At 37.5% G+C, this 14,968-nt stretch carries 15 protein-coding genes; all 15 read right to left on the bottom strand.

Going from position 1 to position 14,968, the window contains the following annotated elements; genetic code table 11:
- Nucleotide 1: 1 nt before the first annotated feature.
- Nucleotides 2–1,528, bottom strand: a complete 1,527-nt coding sequence (locus G596_RS0105740) for a lipopolysaccharide biosynthesis protein (protein WP_022760889.1) — start codon at nt 1,526–1,528, stop codon at nt 2–4.
- Nucleotides 1,525–2,646, bottom strand: coding sequence for a glycosyltransferase (locus G596_RS0105735; RefSeq protein ID WP_022760888.1), 1,122 nt, complete (start codon nt 2,644–2,646; stop codon nt 1,525–1,527). Before G596_RS0105735 ends, G596_RS0105740 begins: the two co-directional genes overlap by 4 nt.
- Complete coding sequence (locus G596_RS0105730) at nt 2,643–3,830, bottom strand: hypothetical protein (protein WP_022760887.1); 1,188 nt, start codon at nt 3,828–3,830, stop codon at nt 2,643–2,645. Before G596_RS0105730 ends, G596_RS0105735 begins: the two co-directional genes overlap by 4 nt.
- 29 nt (nt 3,831–3,859) lie before the next feature.
- Nucleotides 3,860–4,882, bottom strand: a complete 1,023-nt coding sequence (locus G596_RS0105725; RefSeq protein WP_022760886.1) for a glycosyltransferase family 2 protein — start codon at nt 4,880–4,882, stop codon at nt 3,860–3,862.
- Nucleotides 4,882–5,883: a glycosyltransferase family 2 protein gene (locus G596_RS0105720; protein ID WP_022760885.1), complete on the bottom strand. Its 1,002-nt coding sequence runs from the start codon at nt 5,881–5,883 to the stop codon at nt 4,882–4,884. The genes G596_RS0105725 and G596_RS0105720 overlap by 1 nt, the downstream gene beginning before the upstream one ends.
- 18 nt (nt 5,884–5,901) lie before the next feature.
- Nucleotides 5,902–6,723, bottom strand: a complete 822-nt coding sequence (locus tag G596_RS0105715; RefSeq protein WP_081646651.1) for a LicD family protein — start codon at nt 6,721–6,723, stop codon at nt 5,902–5,904.
- A 52-nt stretch (nt 6,724–6,775) separates the two neighbouring features.
- Nucleotides 6,776–7,657 (bottom strand): FkbM family methyltransferase, encoded by an 882-nt coding sequence (locus tag G596_RS0105710; protein ID WP_022760883.1) that lies wholly within the window; start codon nt 7,655–7,657, stop codon nt 6,776–6,778.
- 320 nt (nt 7,658–7,977) lie between these two features.
- Nucleotides 7,978–8,226, bottom strand: coding sequence for a hypothetical protein (locus G596_RS21125; protein WP_022760882.1), 249 nt, complete (start codon nt 8,224–8,226; stop codon nt 7,978–7,980).
- A 42-nt stretch (nt 8,227–8,268) separates the two neighbouring features.
- Nucleotides 8,269–8,946: a hypothetical protein gene (locus G596_RS0105700; RefSeq protein ID WP_026671215.1), complete on the bottom strand. Its 678-nt coding sequence runs from the start codon at nt 8,944–8,946 to the stop codon at nt 8,269–8,271.
- A 29-nt stretch (nt 8,947–8,975) separates the two neighbouring features.
- Entirely contained in the window at nt 8,976–10,013 is a 1,038-nt protein-coding gene (locus G596_RS0105695) for an aldo/keto reductase (protein WP_022760880.1), read from the bottom strand.
- A 94-nt stretch (nt 10,014–10,107) separates the two neighbouring features.
- Nucleotides 10,108–11,316, bottom strand: coding sequence for a UDP-N-acetylglucosamine 4,6-dehydratase (locus tag G596_RS0105690; protein ID WP_022760879.1), 1,209 nt, complete (start codon nt 11,314–11,316; stop codon nt 10,108–10,110).
- Nucleotides 11,317–11,392: 76 nt separating this feature from the next.
- Entirely contained in the window at nt 11,393–12,097 is a 705-nt protein-coding gene (locus G596_RS0105685; protein WP_022760878.1) for a sugar transferase, read from the bottom strand.
- Between the two features lie 121 nt (nt 12,098–12,218).
- On the bottom strand, nt 12,219–12,953 hold the full coding sequence (locus tag G596_RS0105680) for a hypothetical protein (RefSeq protein WP_022760877.1): 735 nt from the start codon (nt 12,951–12,953) through the stop codon (nt 12,219–12,221).
- 141 nt (nt 12,954–13,094) lie between these two features.
- Nucleotides 13,095–13,877, bottom strand: a complete 783-nt coding sequence (locus G596_RS23570) for a class B sortase (RefSeq protein WP_022760876.1) — start codon at nt 13,875–13,877, stop codon at nt 13,095–13,097.
- 13 nt (nt 13,878–13,890) lie between these two features.
- Nucleotides 13,891–14,967 (bottom strand): LCP family protein, encoded by a 1,077-nt coding sequence (locus tag G596_RS0105670; protein ID WP_022760875.1) that lies wholly within the window; start codon nt 14,965–14,967, stop codon nt 13,891–13,893.
- Between the last annotated feature and the right edge of the window lies 1 nt (nt 14,968).

The raw sequence follows: 14,968 nt of genomic DNA, 5'->3' as shown, positions 1-14,968 counted from the left end.
CTCATCTCACCTTTAATACATATTTGATAATTCTCTCTTTTTCATTATTTGAAAAGGCAATTAAAAAATGAAGACCTGCTCCCAAAAATGCAAATAAAACAGCGCACATGATAAAAGCTGGTACAGCAATCGGTCTTATCATCGATTCAAGCACGCAGCATATCATTACCATAACAAAGCATGAAAACGTATTTCTTAATAAAGTCGGATAAAACACATACCACTTAAAGTGAAGAACATAAGCCATATATATTGGATTAGTTATAAAATTAATTATGTACATCACCACCACTGTAGTCCAAACTATCGAATATATACCTAAATTGGTGTATTTAATGAGCAAGTACATCGCTGCAACATTCAATAAACCTCCGATTATTGTAATGGCCGCAGGAATCACTTTCTTAACAGTTAATATATAAATATAATATAGAGGATGCATTGATCCTCCGGGTATAGTTGTAAGCAGTCCTATAACCGTAAGATAATATATTAGCTCAGTATCCTGATTAGGTATCCACAGTCTATAAAAAACCAGTCCCAAGGAACATATACAGGAAAATCCGATGTTTACCAACGCACTTGATATTTTCATAGAAAATAATAATTGTTCAAGTAGTCCTTCTTTGTCATCGTTTGCATAGTATTTCAGAAATACAGGCTGGAAAGGTTTATCTACTATTAGGTATATTTTCTGAAACATAGTCGATATTATTCTAGTTATGGCCAGTTGCCCCATCTGCATTGACGACAACATAAGATTGCATACCAGCAGATCAAGTCCGTTATTCAATATCTCTCCTGCGGAATTTACAGATGTCCAGATACCACCTGTAAGCAAAGTTCGTAAATCTTTACGATCAAACTTATCCTTTTTGACTGATAGCTCCGGCGTATATTTTTTACATATCCACAGGTCAGTTAATCCAATAATCAAACTTACAGGCACCATTGCCAGCCCAACGTAATACACTTTATTGGAAATAAATTTGAAAAACAGAAAAAGGATTCCTCCTTCAATTACATATCCTATGCAGTTAGCGGCAGCAACAATATATAACTTATCAGCTATATATGCAGATGCGCTAAACGCAGTAAAAATGGTAGTAATAAAGAAATTGAAAAATACAATTATAAAAAGGATTCTGACATCAAAAACAAGATAATCCGGAATCTTTAAAATTCCATCCATCACGAACAGGCAAAATGACAAAACAATCGAAATGGCAATGATCAATAATAAATCACCCCAAAAAACAGAATTAAAAAAACAGTTAGCTTCATCATACCTGTTCTTATGATAATCCATGGATATATATCGGACAGCAAACGAATTAAGTGCCACTGTAAGTAATGACGCATAAATAACAAACTGTTTAGCCAGCGAAACAAATCCATAAGCTTCTGTTCCCACGCAATCTGTTATATATGGCGTAATTATAAGATTCAAAAGGCTTGCTGTAAGTATCGAAGCAGTTGAAGCGACAAATGTTTTAATTAAGTTGTTTTGTCTTTTTTCTTGATTCATATCGTCAGTTCATCATAAAGTTCTTTGTACTTTTGAGCTACTATATCCTTAGAATTATTCTCTAAAACAAGGCTATTTATTCTTTTTGCCCTAAACTCAAACTTTTCTTTATTATGACAGTAATCATTGTATGCCTCAATAACTACCTCGTAGAGCTTTTCTAGATGTTCATCATCACTATTGTAATCATACGTATATATCAACCCTTGTGGAAACTCTTTGGTTGTTCCCATTTCAGGGCACACCACATTAGTTCCAACAGTCAATGCCAATAATACTGCACTCGAATTAAGTATCGATTCTTTTCTATACGGCAATACTACTAAGTCTGCCCCCTCTATGAATCCCCATATTTTTTCATCAGGAACATATTTGTCATAAAAAGTTATATTCCTTTTCATTCCTATTTTGCTTTTTATATCTTCCAAATAATTCTGTTCCCCTTTTCCAGCAATAGTAATGTGGATTCGAAAATCCTTTATACGATCAGCTAACTCCAACAATATTCCAACATTTTTGTACTCTGATATTGTTCCAAAGTATGCCAATTCCAAACAATTCTTGTCTCTTATTCCAGCTATTTCAGAAAATATCTTTTTTGATGAATGTACATACACATCATAATAATTCGGTAGGCATATTTTTTTGATATTAATATTATTTATCACGAGTCCATACTTTTTTACTATTCCGTTTAAAAATCCAACTGTATCATCGCAAAGAATAGTAACGACATCTGCCTTATTTATAAGCCAAACCAACATCTTTTCTGACAAATCTTTATTGGTTTCATTATGATTCTTTTTGTTATGTACAGTAATAATAATCTTGCTTTTTTTTGCATATTTTAAGAATATAACCATAGCTTTTCTAACTGCTATTGTCCTATACGTTTTTACCTTAGTATTTCTCTCAATATTCTCATACCAATTAAAGTTTGAAACTTTTATCTGCTTAAAAATGTAGTTTGGTCTAAGCGCATCCTTAGGCTCGATAAGCCTATACCCCGCATCATTTATGCATTGTCTAATAATATCAATATAAGGATTTCCATTTCCATCTATTGGCTTCAATACACATAAATTGTTGTCAATAGACTTTTTATATTTTGCATTCATAATACTATCCTTATCCTAGGCTTTTGTTTTTTAATATACTTGGATTCAACTAGTGCTTTTTTTTGATATAGAGGAAAGGCCAACAATAATAAGAAGATATTTTGATTCATGGAAAAAAAAGTATTTTCCATTATTCCATATACAGCATACAGACTCATTATAAGAATCAAGAAATAATTTCTAGCCCTAAATAAATAGATCATGGCGCAAATGTACAGTATAGAAAAAATGCAAAAAACAACTATGCCATATCGAATAAGTATTGCCATATACGCCGTATCAACATAAAACTTCCTTACTAAAGAATTCATCCTTCTTGTATATAATTCAATGTTTCTCCCAAACAATGTTATCCCATAGTATTTGAGCGTTTTATGGCACCAAGAAAATCGTTTTGACATGAAGGTATCAAACGCCTTAAGAACAGGATATGCCTTAACATTTATAACTGATAGCACTACGCTGACAATATTAGATACTATAGCAATCAATATTAAAACTTTAGCAAAAAAAGTATCGCCGTCTTCAAAACAGTCCATAAGTTTGCCAAACAATAATGCTACTAAAAAGAATATCAAAGCATAATAAGCAGTCTTGCAGTTTGGGACTCTGTCAACAAACCAAGCACCCAAAAAAACAACAGCATAATCAATAAAAAACAGCTTATCTCTTCTTATATAGCAATGCAGCAATATAATTTGAAATACTCTGATTCCAAGCCAATTAGGATGTGTATACCCCCATGAATGCCTTAATAGATTTCCTCTAAATATCGTCGTATCATCTATCCACCCGAAGAAATATAAGTAGAAAACTAATAACATCATTAAAATTAGTGCTATATATGCGATTCGAGCGAATTTATCAAAATCAATATATTTTGATGCCACTATGAATAGCCATGTAGAAATCATGATATTATAATCAGAGTTTAATGTACCTAAAACCATCGGTATTGATAAAGCGGTAAGAAGTATCATTTCTTTGGCATTATAGTGTTGAAGAATAATTATCTGCACAACCAACAATGCTAAGCAAATATATTTCACCAAAGCATTCACATACGTTTTTTTCCACCAAAAGACATATTCTAAATTGGTGTTAAAGATGATTTCCGTCGAGAACCAAATAGATAGAACAAAATACATTAAATATTCACTTAGTCTTTCTCTCTTTTCGTTCATAAACTAATTCTCATACAATCAATGATTTCTCAATATCTCACCAAACAATACTTAACATTCAAAACAAATGCAGCCAGCATTCTCAAGACAAAAAGCAAAACTTTGTTTTGCTTTATCACGCATCTAACTCCATTTGTCAAAAGAAAACCTAACATACTGTCCCTAAAAGCACTTGTTTTTTTATTTTCACTTTTGCATATCTGATATATATTTTCTATTCTTTTTACAGTATCTGGTAATAGCCTATGTTTTTCAGTTATTTCCCATCTATAGCCGCTAATACATAATCTGTATACTGCTATCCAGAAGAGTTCGCAACAGCAACTCTTCATCGCCAAATGTATTACATCAGAAATTGCATCTACTACGTCGTTTATTCTTCTATCATCCCATTTTATTTTTTTATGTTTTTGTCTATAAACATACGTACACATAGGTATAGCATAAAATTCATTAGCAATAAGCATCGCCCTCACAAAAAAAGGCGGATCTTGAAATCTACAATAGTTTGGGAATTGAACATTATTATCCTTTATTAACTTTGTCTTATATATAAATCTTGTATACCCATAATCAAATTGATAATCCTTGTATAATATTTTCCCTTCCTTAGTAAATGAATACATTCTAGATAATCGTGAGAATTTCGTTTTGGTAATGTTTTTATCTTGCAAGTATTGATTCAGACTCCCCCCACATATCAAAGCATTGTTGGAAATTGCCTTATTATATAAACATTCCAAAACACTCTCATTAGGATAATAATCATCTGCATCCATAAAACAAATAAATTCACCCTTAGCAATTGATAATCCCATATTTCTTGCTTCAGCAGACCCTTTATTATCTTGATGAACAACTCGTACTCTATCATCTTTCTCACGATACATATTAAGCACTACTGAAGAATCATCCGTAGAGCCATCATCTATGCATATCACTTCAATATTCTTAAGCGTCTGCTTTAATATTGAATCTAGGCATTCTATCAAAAAGTCTTGTGCGTTATAAATCGGGATTATTACTGAAATTTTTATATCCGTCTCCACCATCACATTTTTCTAATCCTTATTAGCATATAGTATAATTTCCAACTAATAACCATTGGTATATATCCCAATGTTGCCATTCCAATCTGAATTCTTCTTTTAGTATTCACTTTTGGATCTCTAAAAACGCCTTCTTTATAATAGGCTTTACATAAAACACTTTTAACATGTTTATAATTAGCTCTTTCTTCAGCTGTTCCACCTGTTAGCGTTTTTGTTATAGAATAGGCGCTATATGCTATTCGAAATTGTCCAGCACTCACTATCATAGGGTACCTTTTTTCTAAATAGCTTCTCAATTCCTCAGCTACTGCTATTCCATCTATATAATTATCTTGATATTTCCCTCGAGTTATTCCTTTCCCTAAAGTCTGAGTGTAATAATATCCAATTTTATTTATATGCACTATTCGATTGCACTCGCTGACTATCTTATACATAATTGCTGTGTCTTCGTATATTATTCCTTCAGGAAAAGGATACCTTATCAAATAATCTCTCTTTATTAATTTGGAACACGCCGAAAATCCAAAATGCTTCATGTAACACATGTCTTCCAATGCATCTTGCGTTTTCATAATTATAATATCTTTTTCTGAAATCGATTCTTCTTCGCTCGTTCCTACATATTCATCTGGTATAGCCGCCAATTTCATCGTTGCCATATCTGCATTTTTATTAAGTACCATGCTGACTAAGAGTGATAACATACATCTATGAATATAATCATCAGCATCGACAAACAGAATATATTCAGCATTCGATGCAATTACACCAACATTTCTAGCTGCTCCTAACCCCTTGTTTGTCTGATGTATTACAGTAATGTTTTCATATTTTTCAGCATATTCATCGCACTTAATTTCAGAACCATCATTAGATCCGTCGTCCACAATAATAATCCTGTAATCAGCATAATTCTGAGCCAAAACACTTTCTATGCATCTATCAAGGCTTTTGATTTCATTATAAACCGGTATAATCACATCTACTTCTACAAGCATTAAATACTCCCTCGTCCATCAGACAATTTCTACTGGATGAGTTGCCTTGTCTTTATCATCTGGCTCAGTCATATAATCACCATATAACTGGCTTAAAACATGATCATAGTCCCTTGGTGCAAGAACTGTCATCCCCTCAAAACAATACTCAACAAGATTTGTAAATACTTCTTTAGAAAAAATCTCCTTTTTTCTTTTTACTCCAATAAAATTTACGATAAAATTACTTTGTTGAAGTGGATATTTTTTCAAAAGTTTATCAATTCTTTCTCTCCATTTTTTCTTATTTGGTCTAATCCATTTACTGACAAATTCGCAAATCGAAATTGCTATCATCTCTACCAAAGTTCTGTCACTTCGAGTTCTATCAACAGTCTCGAAATATGCCAAATGGAACATTACTCTACAAAACGTCAGCCTAAAATAATGTATATTTCGAATAAATACATTATTAGGCAAACCATCATACGGAAAAACATCAACCCAAATGTTTTCAACTCTTTTATCTGCGCTTCCTAATCTTCTAACACTGTATCTTGAATCTACTACATGCGACATATAATAATGATGTTCTTTATAATTAGTGTATGTATGCAGTTTGTACGGTTCTTTAAATTTATCCTGTGCGATTTTTAAAAATCTCTCATAATCGTCCCTAAACATTCCTATATCTACATCATTATCCCAAGGAATGAACCCATTATGTCTTACAGCGCCAAGAAATGTACCCCCGGAAACAAAATACATTATTCCCTCAGTCTTACACACTCTGTCTATCTCTTTTAATATTCCAAGTTCAATATCTTGCATAAATTTTGTAGTATCTATGTTTTCCATCATTAGCCCCAATCAAACTCTTATATCTTCATTATCCATCCTTCTCTTAGATTGTTCATTCCGGAATAGCATATAAAACAGTCTCAGAAGTGCCTCTGGAATGATGTCGAACAAACAACCGATACGATGAATTTAATTTATTGACAAACGGAATAATACGTAGCATATCTATGTTGCTATGATAGATGCAAATTGCAAGTTTAGGTTTATTTCTCTTTATTGTTTCTGATGCACCTATCAAGGTATCCATTTCTGATCCTTCTATATCCATTTTTATGTATGTTGCATCACGACATTCCTTAACATCATCTATACTACGCAAATTTACGGCAATCCCATTATCTGACGCATTTTCAACAACTCTTGCAAATGTACTATTTCCAACAAGTTTCATCGTTTCATTACGTTTTGAAGTTCCTGCCTCAATTGGAATAATTCTATAATCGTTAGCATAATATTTTTTAAGCAAAACATAATTTTCATGTTCTGGTTCAAATGCTATAATTTTCTTGATTCTCGTGTTACTTTTATCTGCTTTTAATAACAAATTATTTATGGTATCTCCCACAAACGCACCACAATCAACAAACACTTCGTCATCTTGTAGTTTCAAAAACTCATCTACAAAATATTGATCATCTAAGGAATATATATTTTTATTTAATGGCATCCTGTTCCCTCGATAATCAATTAAAGCCTTGTATACTTCTTTGCTTTTTTCATCCGCTAATAATTGCATGTTTTTGATTACAATATCACTATTATCGTTAAAAAAACTCTGTGTCTCACTATATATCCTTTTTCTTCTTTCACTCTTCATAGTTCGAAAATAATATGCCATTTGCTTTTCAATTCCTGACCTTAATAAAAAACAATTAATTTTGAACAATGCCTTATTTCCATACATTTTATGATATAGCTCATAAAAAACATTCATATTCCCCTATCTCCATTTTTAACATCATTTTCTATATAAAATAGGCCATCAGACAAATACTGATTACTGTATCATATACACTGTTAGCAAATGAATAATTACTTTCAATAGAAAAAGGCAGCCACGCCGAATATTCGGGCGCGCTGCCGCTAATTAATCAAAATATAAAATGCCCCCGAATAATAACTTTTTTCATCAAGTTCACCACATAAGAAAATCCCCATAGAACACGCAGTTCTATAGGGATATTATACGCTAAATATGGGCTTTTGTCATTGGTAGAATCCATCTTAAACAGCCTGAAATAGCCATGAACAAAATTATATAGAAGCCCTTCTTGTAGTTTCCAAAGCATTATAAATGGAATCAACATCATAGTCCGGAGCATATTCTTTAGCGACATCACAAATCTTTTCTACAACAGAAATATCTTCCTCGACTTCATCTGCAATAATAGCTGTATCCTTGCCTTTTGACAACTTCTTGCATATCTGATCAATCAGGTGTCTATCTGTTCCTTGTTTTACGCCTTCTTCGAATTCATCTTTCATCATTTCCTGGAGTGTCATATATTCTTTCCTCTCTATATCCGCAAAATTCAATGCCACTTTTCAATTCAGTTTATCAAAAATATCATCCAGCGATAATTCTTTCCCCGTCCTGTCCTTATAGATTTCATCGAAGTCCTTGTTCTGATCCTGCGGATCAAAGTCGACATCCTTTGCGTGGGATTTCATGTCGTTGCCATCGGGAAGTATCTGATAGGCCATGTTGTGCTGGGCCCACTCGTAGGCCATGTCCTCAGCATCTCTGTAGGATTGCATATCTCTTCCATGGACAGGCTTCTCATCTATAAGCGCTTGGCAGATATAGAGCATATCGCTGACGCTGTTTATTTTGTATGAGTCTATTATTTTCCAATTATCCTCGACATAAATTGCAGAGAAATCTTCGCCGTTGTATGTGAAGGTGTAGTTTTTGCCGGAGCCATCGTCATGAAGGTTTATGTCTGCCGAAGAGGTCAGGATTCCGTCATCCTCATCTGAACTTCTGCCATCATCACTACCGGTCAAGTCATCGCGATCATCGTTCCCTTCAACCGTAGAATCGGTATTTTCTACATCATTCTGCTGTACTTCTTCTGTTTTATCAGCATCTTCAATCTTCGTAAACAACTCGGAAGCAGAATCTCCGCCATTCTCCGATGTATCATTATTCCCGCCACAACCTGTCAGAATTCCTGGCAAAACTATGGTTCCGGCCAAAATAAAAGCCGGAACCCTTTTCATAATATTTCTCATAAATCTTAAATCCAATCTCATTTCACTTTTCTGTTCCCTGCCAGAACCTCTCTGTAATCCTCGAGATTCTTCTTAAGGAGCTGAGGAATTTGCAGCTCATACGGACACTTTGAAAGGCATGCTCCGCAGTTCACGCATTCCTCTATCTTGTTCATTTCTGCCTGCCAGTATTCGGAGAGCCAGCTGTCACTGGGAGCACGGCGAAGCATAAGCGTCATGCGGTTGCACTGATTGATCTGGATACCCACAGTGCAGGGCATGCAGTATCCACAACCGCGGCAAAAATCACCCATGAGCTCTTTTCTCTCACTCTCAATAAAATCTCGAATCTCTGCATCCATCTGCGGCGTGTCGTTCATGTAGGAAAGCCATTCGTTAAGCTCGGTCTCTCTCTGAATTCCCCAGATAGGAACAAGTCCGTCAAACTGATTTGCAAAGGCCATTGCAGCCTTCGAATTAGTGATAAGTCCACCGGCAAGCCCCTTCATGCAGATAAATCCGACATTCTTCTCATTACAAAGATGTATTAAATCTATTTCCTGATCGGTTGCAAGATAGCTCATCGGATATTGCACAGTCTCATACAATCCGGACTCGGCGAGTTCTTTCGCTATTCCGATTTTGTGAGCGGTTCCGCCGATATGCTTAATCTTTCCCTGTTCCTTCGCCTTAATCATGCACTCATACATGCCCGTGCCGTCGTCAGGCTTCCAGCACTGATTCATCAGATGGAACTGGTAAATATCAATGTATGAAGTTTTAAGTTTATCAAGTGAGGTCTCCAGATGCTCCCAAAATTCTTCGGGAGTTTTAGAGCCTGTCTTAGTCGCGATGACGATGTCTTCTCTTTTTACATAGCCGTCACCGAAGGCAGCGCCCACCTTCTCTTCACTGTCACTATAGGCTCTTGCGGTATCAAAAAATCGCATGCCTCCGTCATAGGCTTTGCGAAGGAGCTTTACTGCATCTTCAAGCGGTATTCTCTGAATCGGAAGTGCGCCAAAACCATTTTGCGGAACGGTTATGCCGGTGCGGCCGAGTGTTACATTTTTCATAGTCATTCTCCTTCCCCTCATCCGTCAGCTACGCTGACACCTTCCCCCTGTGGGGGGAAGGCTTTAATAATCTCCGTAAGCTTCGCTGACACGTTCACATTCTACCATCAAGAAATTTGCCGGTTTCTTTATGGTTGAAATTGGGAATCATCCTATTAAACAAATCAATAAGATCCGCTCTCTCCCAAGTTCCTCGTCTCTTCATGTCAGCAATTGTATTTACAAAATCATCCAACAAATCAGCATTAAAATCAAGCTCATTTTTGATGATTCCTATGGATTCGAATTTATCCATATCAAGAACTTCATTATCAGTGTAGAATTCCTCGAAATCCTTCTCACCGGTTGTGTCACTGGTAAAGAAAAACACAGGGTATTTGTGCTGCGCTTTGAGCTCACTGACTCTGTCTCTTGCCTCCTGCTCTGTAGAACACTGTACGGGCTCATAACCCAGGTTTGCAAGATATTTCTCCGCAATGCTGCTGAAGGTGATTAGGTTTAATTCTTCGCTCAGTTTAGGAAAATAGATATCTCTGTTCTCTCCTGTAAGACAAGACAACAGGCAGAGTTCACCGGATTCCTTCGGTGTCACGAAGTATCTCCTGACATCGCAGGGTGCTGCAATCGGCTGATTTTTCTCTATTCTCCTGTTAAACCCATATAACAGACTTCCGTCCGAAAATGCCACATTGGCAAATCTCGCCATCGACAAGGGCATGTTCGCACTTCTTCTGCTAAGGAACATCTCCATGATTCGCTTGGATGCTCCCATCATATTTACGGGATTGGCGGCTTTGTCGGTGGATACGCAGAAGTACTTTTTAGCCCCCATATCCTCTGCCATCCTCATGAGTTTTTCCGTATAAAAAATATTGGTGTCTACCATTCGCATCAGTGTAAACGGATCTTTCTCCGAGCGCACATGCTTAAGCGCAGAGGTGTTGAAAATATAGTCATAACCGCCGATGCGCTTTTTCTGAGCTTCTATAAAAGCTTCAAAAATCTCACTTCCACAGTCTATCGCGAAAGTAGCAAACTCACCGCTTCCGTAGCCGGCAGAGGATCTGATATCACGCACAAGTTCAACCATGTTATTTTCACTTATATCAACTACATGTAAAACCTTCGGATCCCTTGCGAAAAGTTCTCGGCAAATAGCGGAGCCAATTGTTCCTGCACCGCCGACTACAAGGAATCTTGAGGATGAGATAATCTCCTTTAACTGCGCTTCTCTGTTTTGAATATCATTAACAAAAAGCGGTTCTGTTCTTCCGATAAGTTCGAGTATGTTATCCTTCGCCATTTTCCACCTCATCATGTCCTCTACTAAAACGAAACTCCTTTGCCTTAGCAAAGGAGCTTCACGTAATCCATTCTCTTTAGTAAGCACCCTCGGATTCAAACACCACGGGAATTGTTTTGAGTATTAGCTTAATGTCCGTTGCGATGCTCATATCTTTTATATATTTCAGGTCAAGTTCAACCCATTCATCCCATTTGATGTTAGCACGTCCTCCAACCTGCCAGTAGCAGGTAAGACCGGGCTTAACAATGAGTCTCTGCTTTTCATAAGCATTGCACTCTTCCATCTGGTTCACCAGGATCGGTCTTGGTCCAACTATGCTCATATCACCCTTAATGATATTTATGAGCTGCGGAAGTTCATCAATCGAATACTTACGAATGAATTTTCCGACATGCGTGATTCTTGGATCATCCTTAATCTTAAACGCATGACCGGTCTGTTCGTTTTGTGCCTGCATGCGCTGGAACTGGGCTTCCGCATTTTTGTACATGCTGCGGAACTTGTAAATCTTGAATGGCTTCATGTTCTTCCCGGCTCTGTACTGAGTAAAGAACACCGGGCCGCCGTCTTCAAGCATAATAGCAAGCGCTGTCACGAGGAAAATCGGTGACAAAACAACAAGCGCGAGGCTGCATGCAACCACATCGAAGGCCCTTTTAAGGCCTTTGTAAATATTCGCCTTGTGATCGTACACCTCCTGATAAATCAGGTTAATGATCTTTCTTCCTGATACTTCAATGATCGCTTGTTCCTGTCTGGCTAAAGCAGTATCATTCATAATTTTCCCCTCATCCGTCAGCTGCGCTGACACCTTCTTGCGAAGGCTTTAAAACATATTTGATACCTTTTACTCCTGAATTGTTTTCAACAATTCGTATTTAAAACCAATTTCATTGGTCTTAATTCATCTTAAGAAATGCAAATGTTCCGGTTCTGTTAACCGTGCAAATCACATGGCCTTCACGTACTTCGTCAACCTGTACTTCATTCCAGGTTCCTTTCGGTCCCATCTGGAATACTCTATAGATATCGCCGTCGTGAGCACCGTAAACCTTGAAATCAACCTGTGCTGTACTGAAGCGAACACCGGGTGCGTAGGTCTCAACCACGTTCTTAACCGATCCACCGATCTGTGCTGCAAGGATCTTTGCGGAATCAACCTTGGCAGATGTGGTCTCTCTCATAACGAAAGTTGCTCTGGTCTTAACTCCGCAGATAACGAGCTTTCCACCCTGTCCTACAGGGATCGGGCAATCAAGTCCCGGGGCTTTAAGAACTGTATTTACAAAAGGCTCTGATGCAGGTGAATAACCGCTTCCAACTGTGTTATTCTTAACAACCACCTTCGGTTTTGATGCTTTGCCGTTTTTAACCGTAACCTTTACTTCTACGTTGGTCTTTTTATTTGCAAGCTCAATAACTTTATTGTAAAGGTTCTGCACCTGCGCTTTGAGGTCAGCGATTTCTCTCTCAAGATATTCACCATGTGCTTTTGCCTCCTGATATCTGCCTTCTGCCAGACCGCGCTGGTAAGCTTCTTCAGCTCTGGGTGATCGGATAACAGTAGCCCCTGCCATAATCGGGGTTGACATAATCATTGCTCCCGCCAACAATAAAGCCATTATCTTTTTCATAACAGTTCCCCTTTCTACGCCTTTCAGCGTATGATACTCATAAGATAACCTAAATTAATATTATCAAAAATACGACTAATATACTACTTAAAAAACTATAAACTCTGCATGAACACTAGCTTTATTTTTACTTAATTACGATTAATCCGATGGAAGCTCAGGTGTCCGCGTATCACCTATATCCGGTATCTCATCATTCCTGTCAATAGTGCCGTTTTGATCATCTATAAGACATCCTACAACCACCCACTGTTTATCCGGATGCTCGGGATCCACTGTAACCAAACTAACAAGGAAATTATCAGGTGTTGCCCCCTGTTCCCATTCGCTTCGAATGTTAGTTGCCGAGGTCCAATCCTTTTTCATATCATCGAGGTACTGCTGACAGCCCTCTGCTTCCGTGAAATCATATTGATGCATCACATCATTATTATCTCTCGCGTAGGCTGTCCAGACTTCGTATGTCAGTATGTTATCCGCGATGGCAATCATGAATGTCTCGTGGCTGTTAAAAAAGTCTTCATCTGCGAAATTCCAGAGCTCCGAGAACATGTCTCCGTCCTTCGTGGTGGATCCGTATATCACGGTGTTAAAGTCGCACATGTCATTCATGTTGACCGACTCAATATAAATCCCGCCCTTTTCACTCTCCTTCGTTCCGGTGATATCATGAGTCTTGTAATAAGTGTCGTCACCATCAAGACTCTGGGCGATCGGATAATCAATATTCGTATCAGGTACGACAAGCCATCCGAAAATATCAGGATTCTGATCAATAAGTTCCTGAGATTTCTTTGTTTTTTCCTCTTCGGTTTCAGTCTGATTACCGCATGACGCAAGAACAGCCGCCACACTCATACCAATCAGAAATAGTCCCCCTTTTTCAAGCAACTTATAAACTGTCCATTCTTTATATCGGTTCATTGTTTAGTTTCCTTTACCCCTGCACATCGATTTTTTCATAAAAAACATCGAGAAACATCTCGTATTTGGCATCATCATCCGGATAGAATTCTTCGAACTCATCTCCAAGTCTCGTTTCACCTTTAAGAAGCAGCAGGCTGTCAGCATCAAACTTATATCCGGAAACAGTGGATGCTATATAGGACAGCTGATCAGCCGAAACATCTGTTACCATTTGCTTGCTTATTTCTTTGTAAATATCCACTGCGAGCGTAGGCTGACTCTCCGCCCTATCAATAACCTGTGAAATAAATGCTGTCAGATATATTTTTTGTCTCTCAAGTCTTCTGTCTGCTGATCCTATCTGAGCCATATTTCTTCCACGCAAAAAAGCAAAAGCGGCTTCACCGTCAAGATGAACGTTTTCTCCCGCTTTAAAGTTGTAATCACCGCTCTCGAAATCAGCTGTGGGCGTCACATCCACACCTCCGACAGCATCATTTATCGTAGTGATTGCACTCATATTGATAGCCGCATAACCATGTATGGGCAGTTTGTAAAACAGATCGCTCACAGCTCTCTTCTGGAGCTCACAGGAACCTTCAACGCCATCTCCGAAGCCGTGCTGAAGCGCAATCTGTGCCTTTATCGTGTTTACAAAATTGCCATATTCATCGTACATTTCAATATCCGTCATGGTATTTCTGTTAATACCGATGACCTTGGTCGTTTTATCATGAGGATTGAAAACAATAAGAAAAAGTGCATCTGCCTGACCGCCGTTTATCTCGCCGTACACAGGGCTGACCTCCTCGTCCTTCTTGTCAATTCCCATCACAAGAAATGTCATTATATCATCGTTATAATCGTATATTTCGCCGTTATGCTTTACCCAGTCGTCCTCCCATTTCATGGCACTCTCTGCCTGGGTCAGCACCTCAGTGCTCTTAGTTACAGGCGCACTTACAGCATTTTTTGAAAAAAGGCCGGACTTACCAATGACCCTTGTAGCCTGAAAAGCTCCAAGGCCCACCAAAATCAGTGTGACCACTATACACCATATAAGCAGGAATTTATTTAATCCATTTTTTCTTCTTTCATGCCCACTCATA

This window comes from Butyrivibrio sp. AD3002, from assembly GCF_000420905.1.
Lineage (GTDB): Bacteria > Bacillota > Clostridia > Lachnospirales > Lachnospiraceae > Butyrivibrio.
The sequence above is the reverse complement of the archived record's forward strand: the minus strand, read 5'-3'. Positions and strand labels throughout refer to the sequence as shown.

Excerpts from the sequence above, each read along its gene's own strand:
- G596_RS0105740 (WP_022760889.1), bottom strand. The coding sequence starts at position 1,528 with ATGAATCAAGAAAAAAGACAAAACAACTTAATTAAAACATTTGTCGCT.
- G596_RS0105735 (WP_022760888.1), bottom strand. The coding sequence starts at position 2,646 with ATGAATGCAAAATATAAAAAGTCTATTGACAACAATTTATGTGTATTG.
- G596_RS0105730 (WP_022760887.1), bottom strand. The coding sequence starts at position 3,830 with ATGAACGAAAAGAGAGAAAGACTAAGTGAATATTTAATGTATTTTGTT.
- G596_RS0105725 (WP_022760886.1), bottom strand. The coding sequence starts at position 4,882 with ATGGTGGAGACGGATATAAAAATTTCAGTAATAATCCCGATTTATAAC.
- G596_RS0105720 (WP_022760885.1), bottom strand. The coding sequence starts at position 5,883 with ATGCTTGTAGAAGTAGATGTGATTATACCGGTTTATAATGAAATCAAA.
- G596_RS0105715 (WP_081646651.1), bottom strand. The coding sequence starts at position 6,723 with ATGATGGAAAACATAGATACTACAAAATTTATGCAAGATATTGAACTT.
- G596_RS0105710 (WP_022760883.1), bottom strand. The coding sequence starts at position 7,657 with ATGAATGTTTTTTATGAGCTATATCATAAAATGTATGGAAATAAGGCA.
- G596_RS21125 (WP_022760882.1), bottom strand. The coding sequence starts at position 8,226 with ATGACACTCCAGGAAATGATGAAAGATGAATTCGAAGAAGGCGTAAAA.
- G596_RS0105700 (WP_026671215.1), bottom strand. The coding sequence starts at position 8,946 with ATGAAAAGGGTTCCGGCTTTTATTTTGGCCGGAACCATAGTTTTGCCA.
- G596_RS0105695 (WP_022760880.1), bottom strand. The coding sequence starts at position 10,013 with ATGAAAAATGTAACACTCGGCCGCACCGGCATAACCGTTCCGCAAAAT.
- G596_RS0105690 (WP_022760879.1), bottom strand. The coding sequence starts at position 11,316 with ATGGCGAAGGATAACATACTCGAACTTATCGGAAGAACAGAACCGCTT.
- G596_RS0105685 (WP_022760878.1), bottom strand. The coding sequence starts at position 12,097 with ATGAATGATACTGCTTTAGCCAGACAGGAACAAGCGATCATTGAAGTA.
- G596_RS0105680 (WP_022760877.1), bottom strand. The coding sequence starts at position 12,953 with ATGAAAAAGATAATGGCTTTATTGTTGGCGGGAGCAATGATTATGTCA.
- G596_RS23570 (WP_022760876.1), bottom strand. The coding sequence starts at position 13,877 with ATGAACCGATATAAAGAATGGACAGTTTATAAGTTGCTTGAAAAAGGG.
- G596_RS0105670 (WP_022760875.1), bottom strand. The coding sequence starts at position 14,967 with ATGAGTGGGCATGAAAGAAGAAAAAATGGATTAAATAAATTCCTGCTT.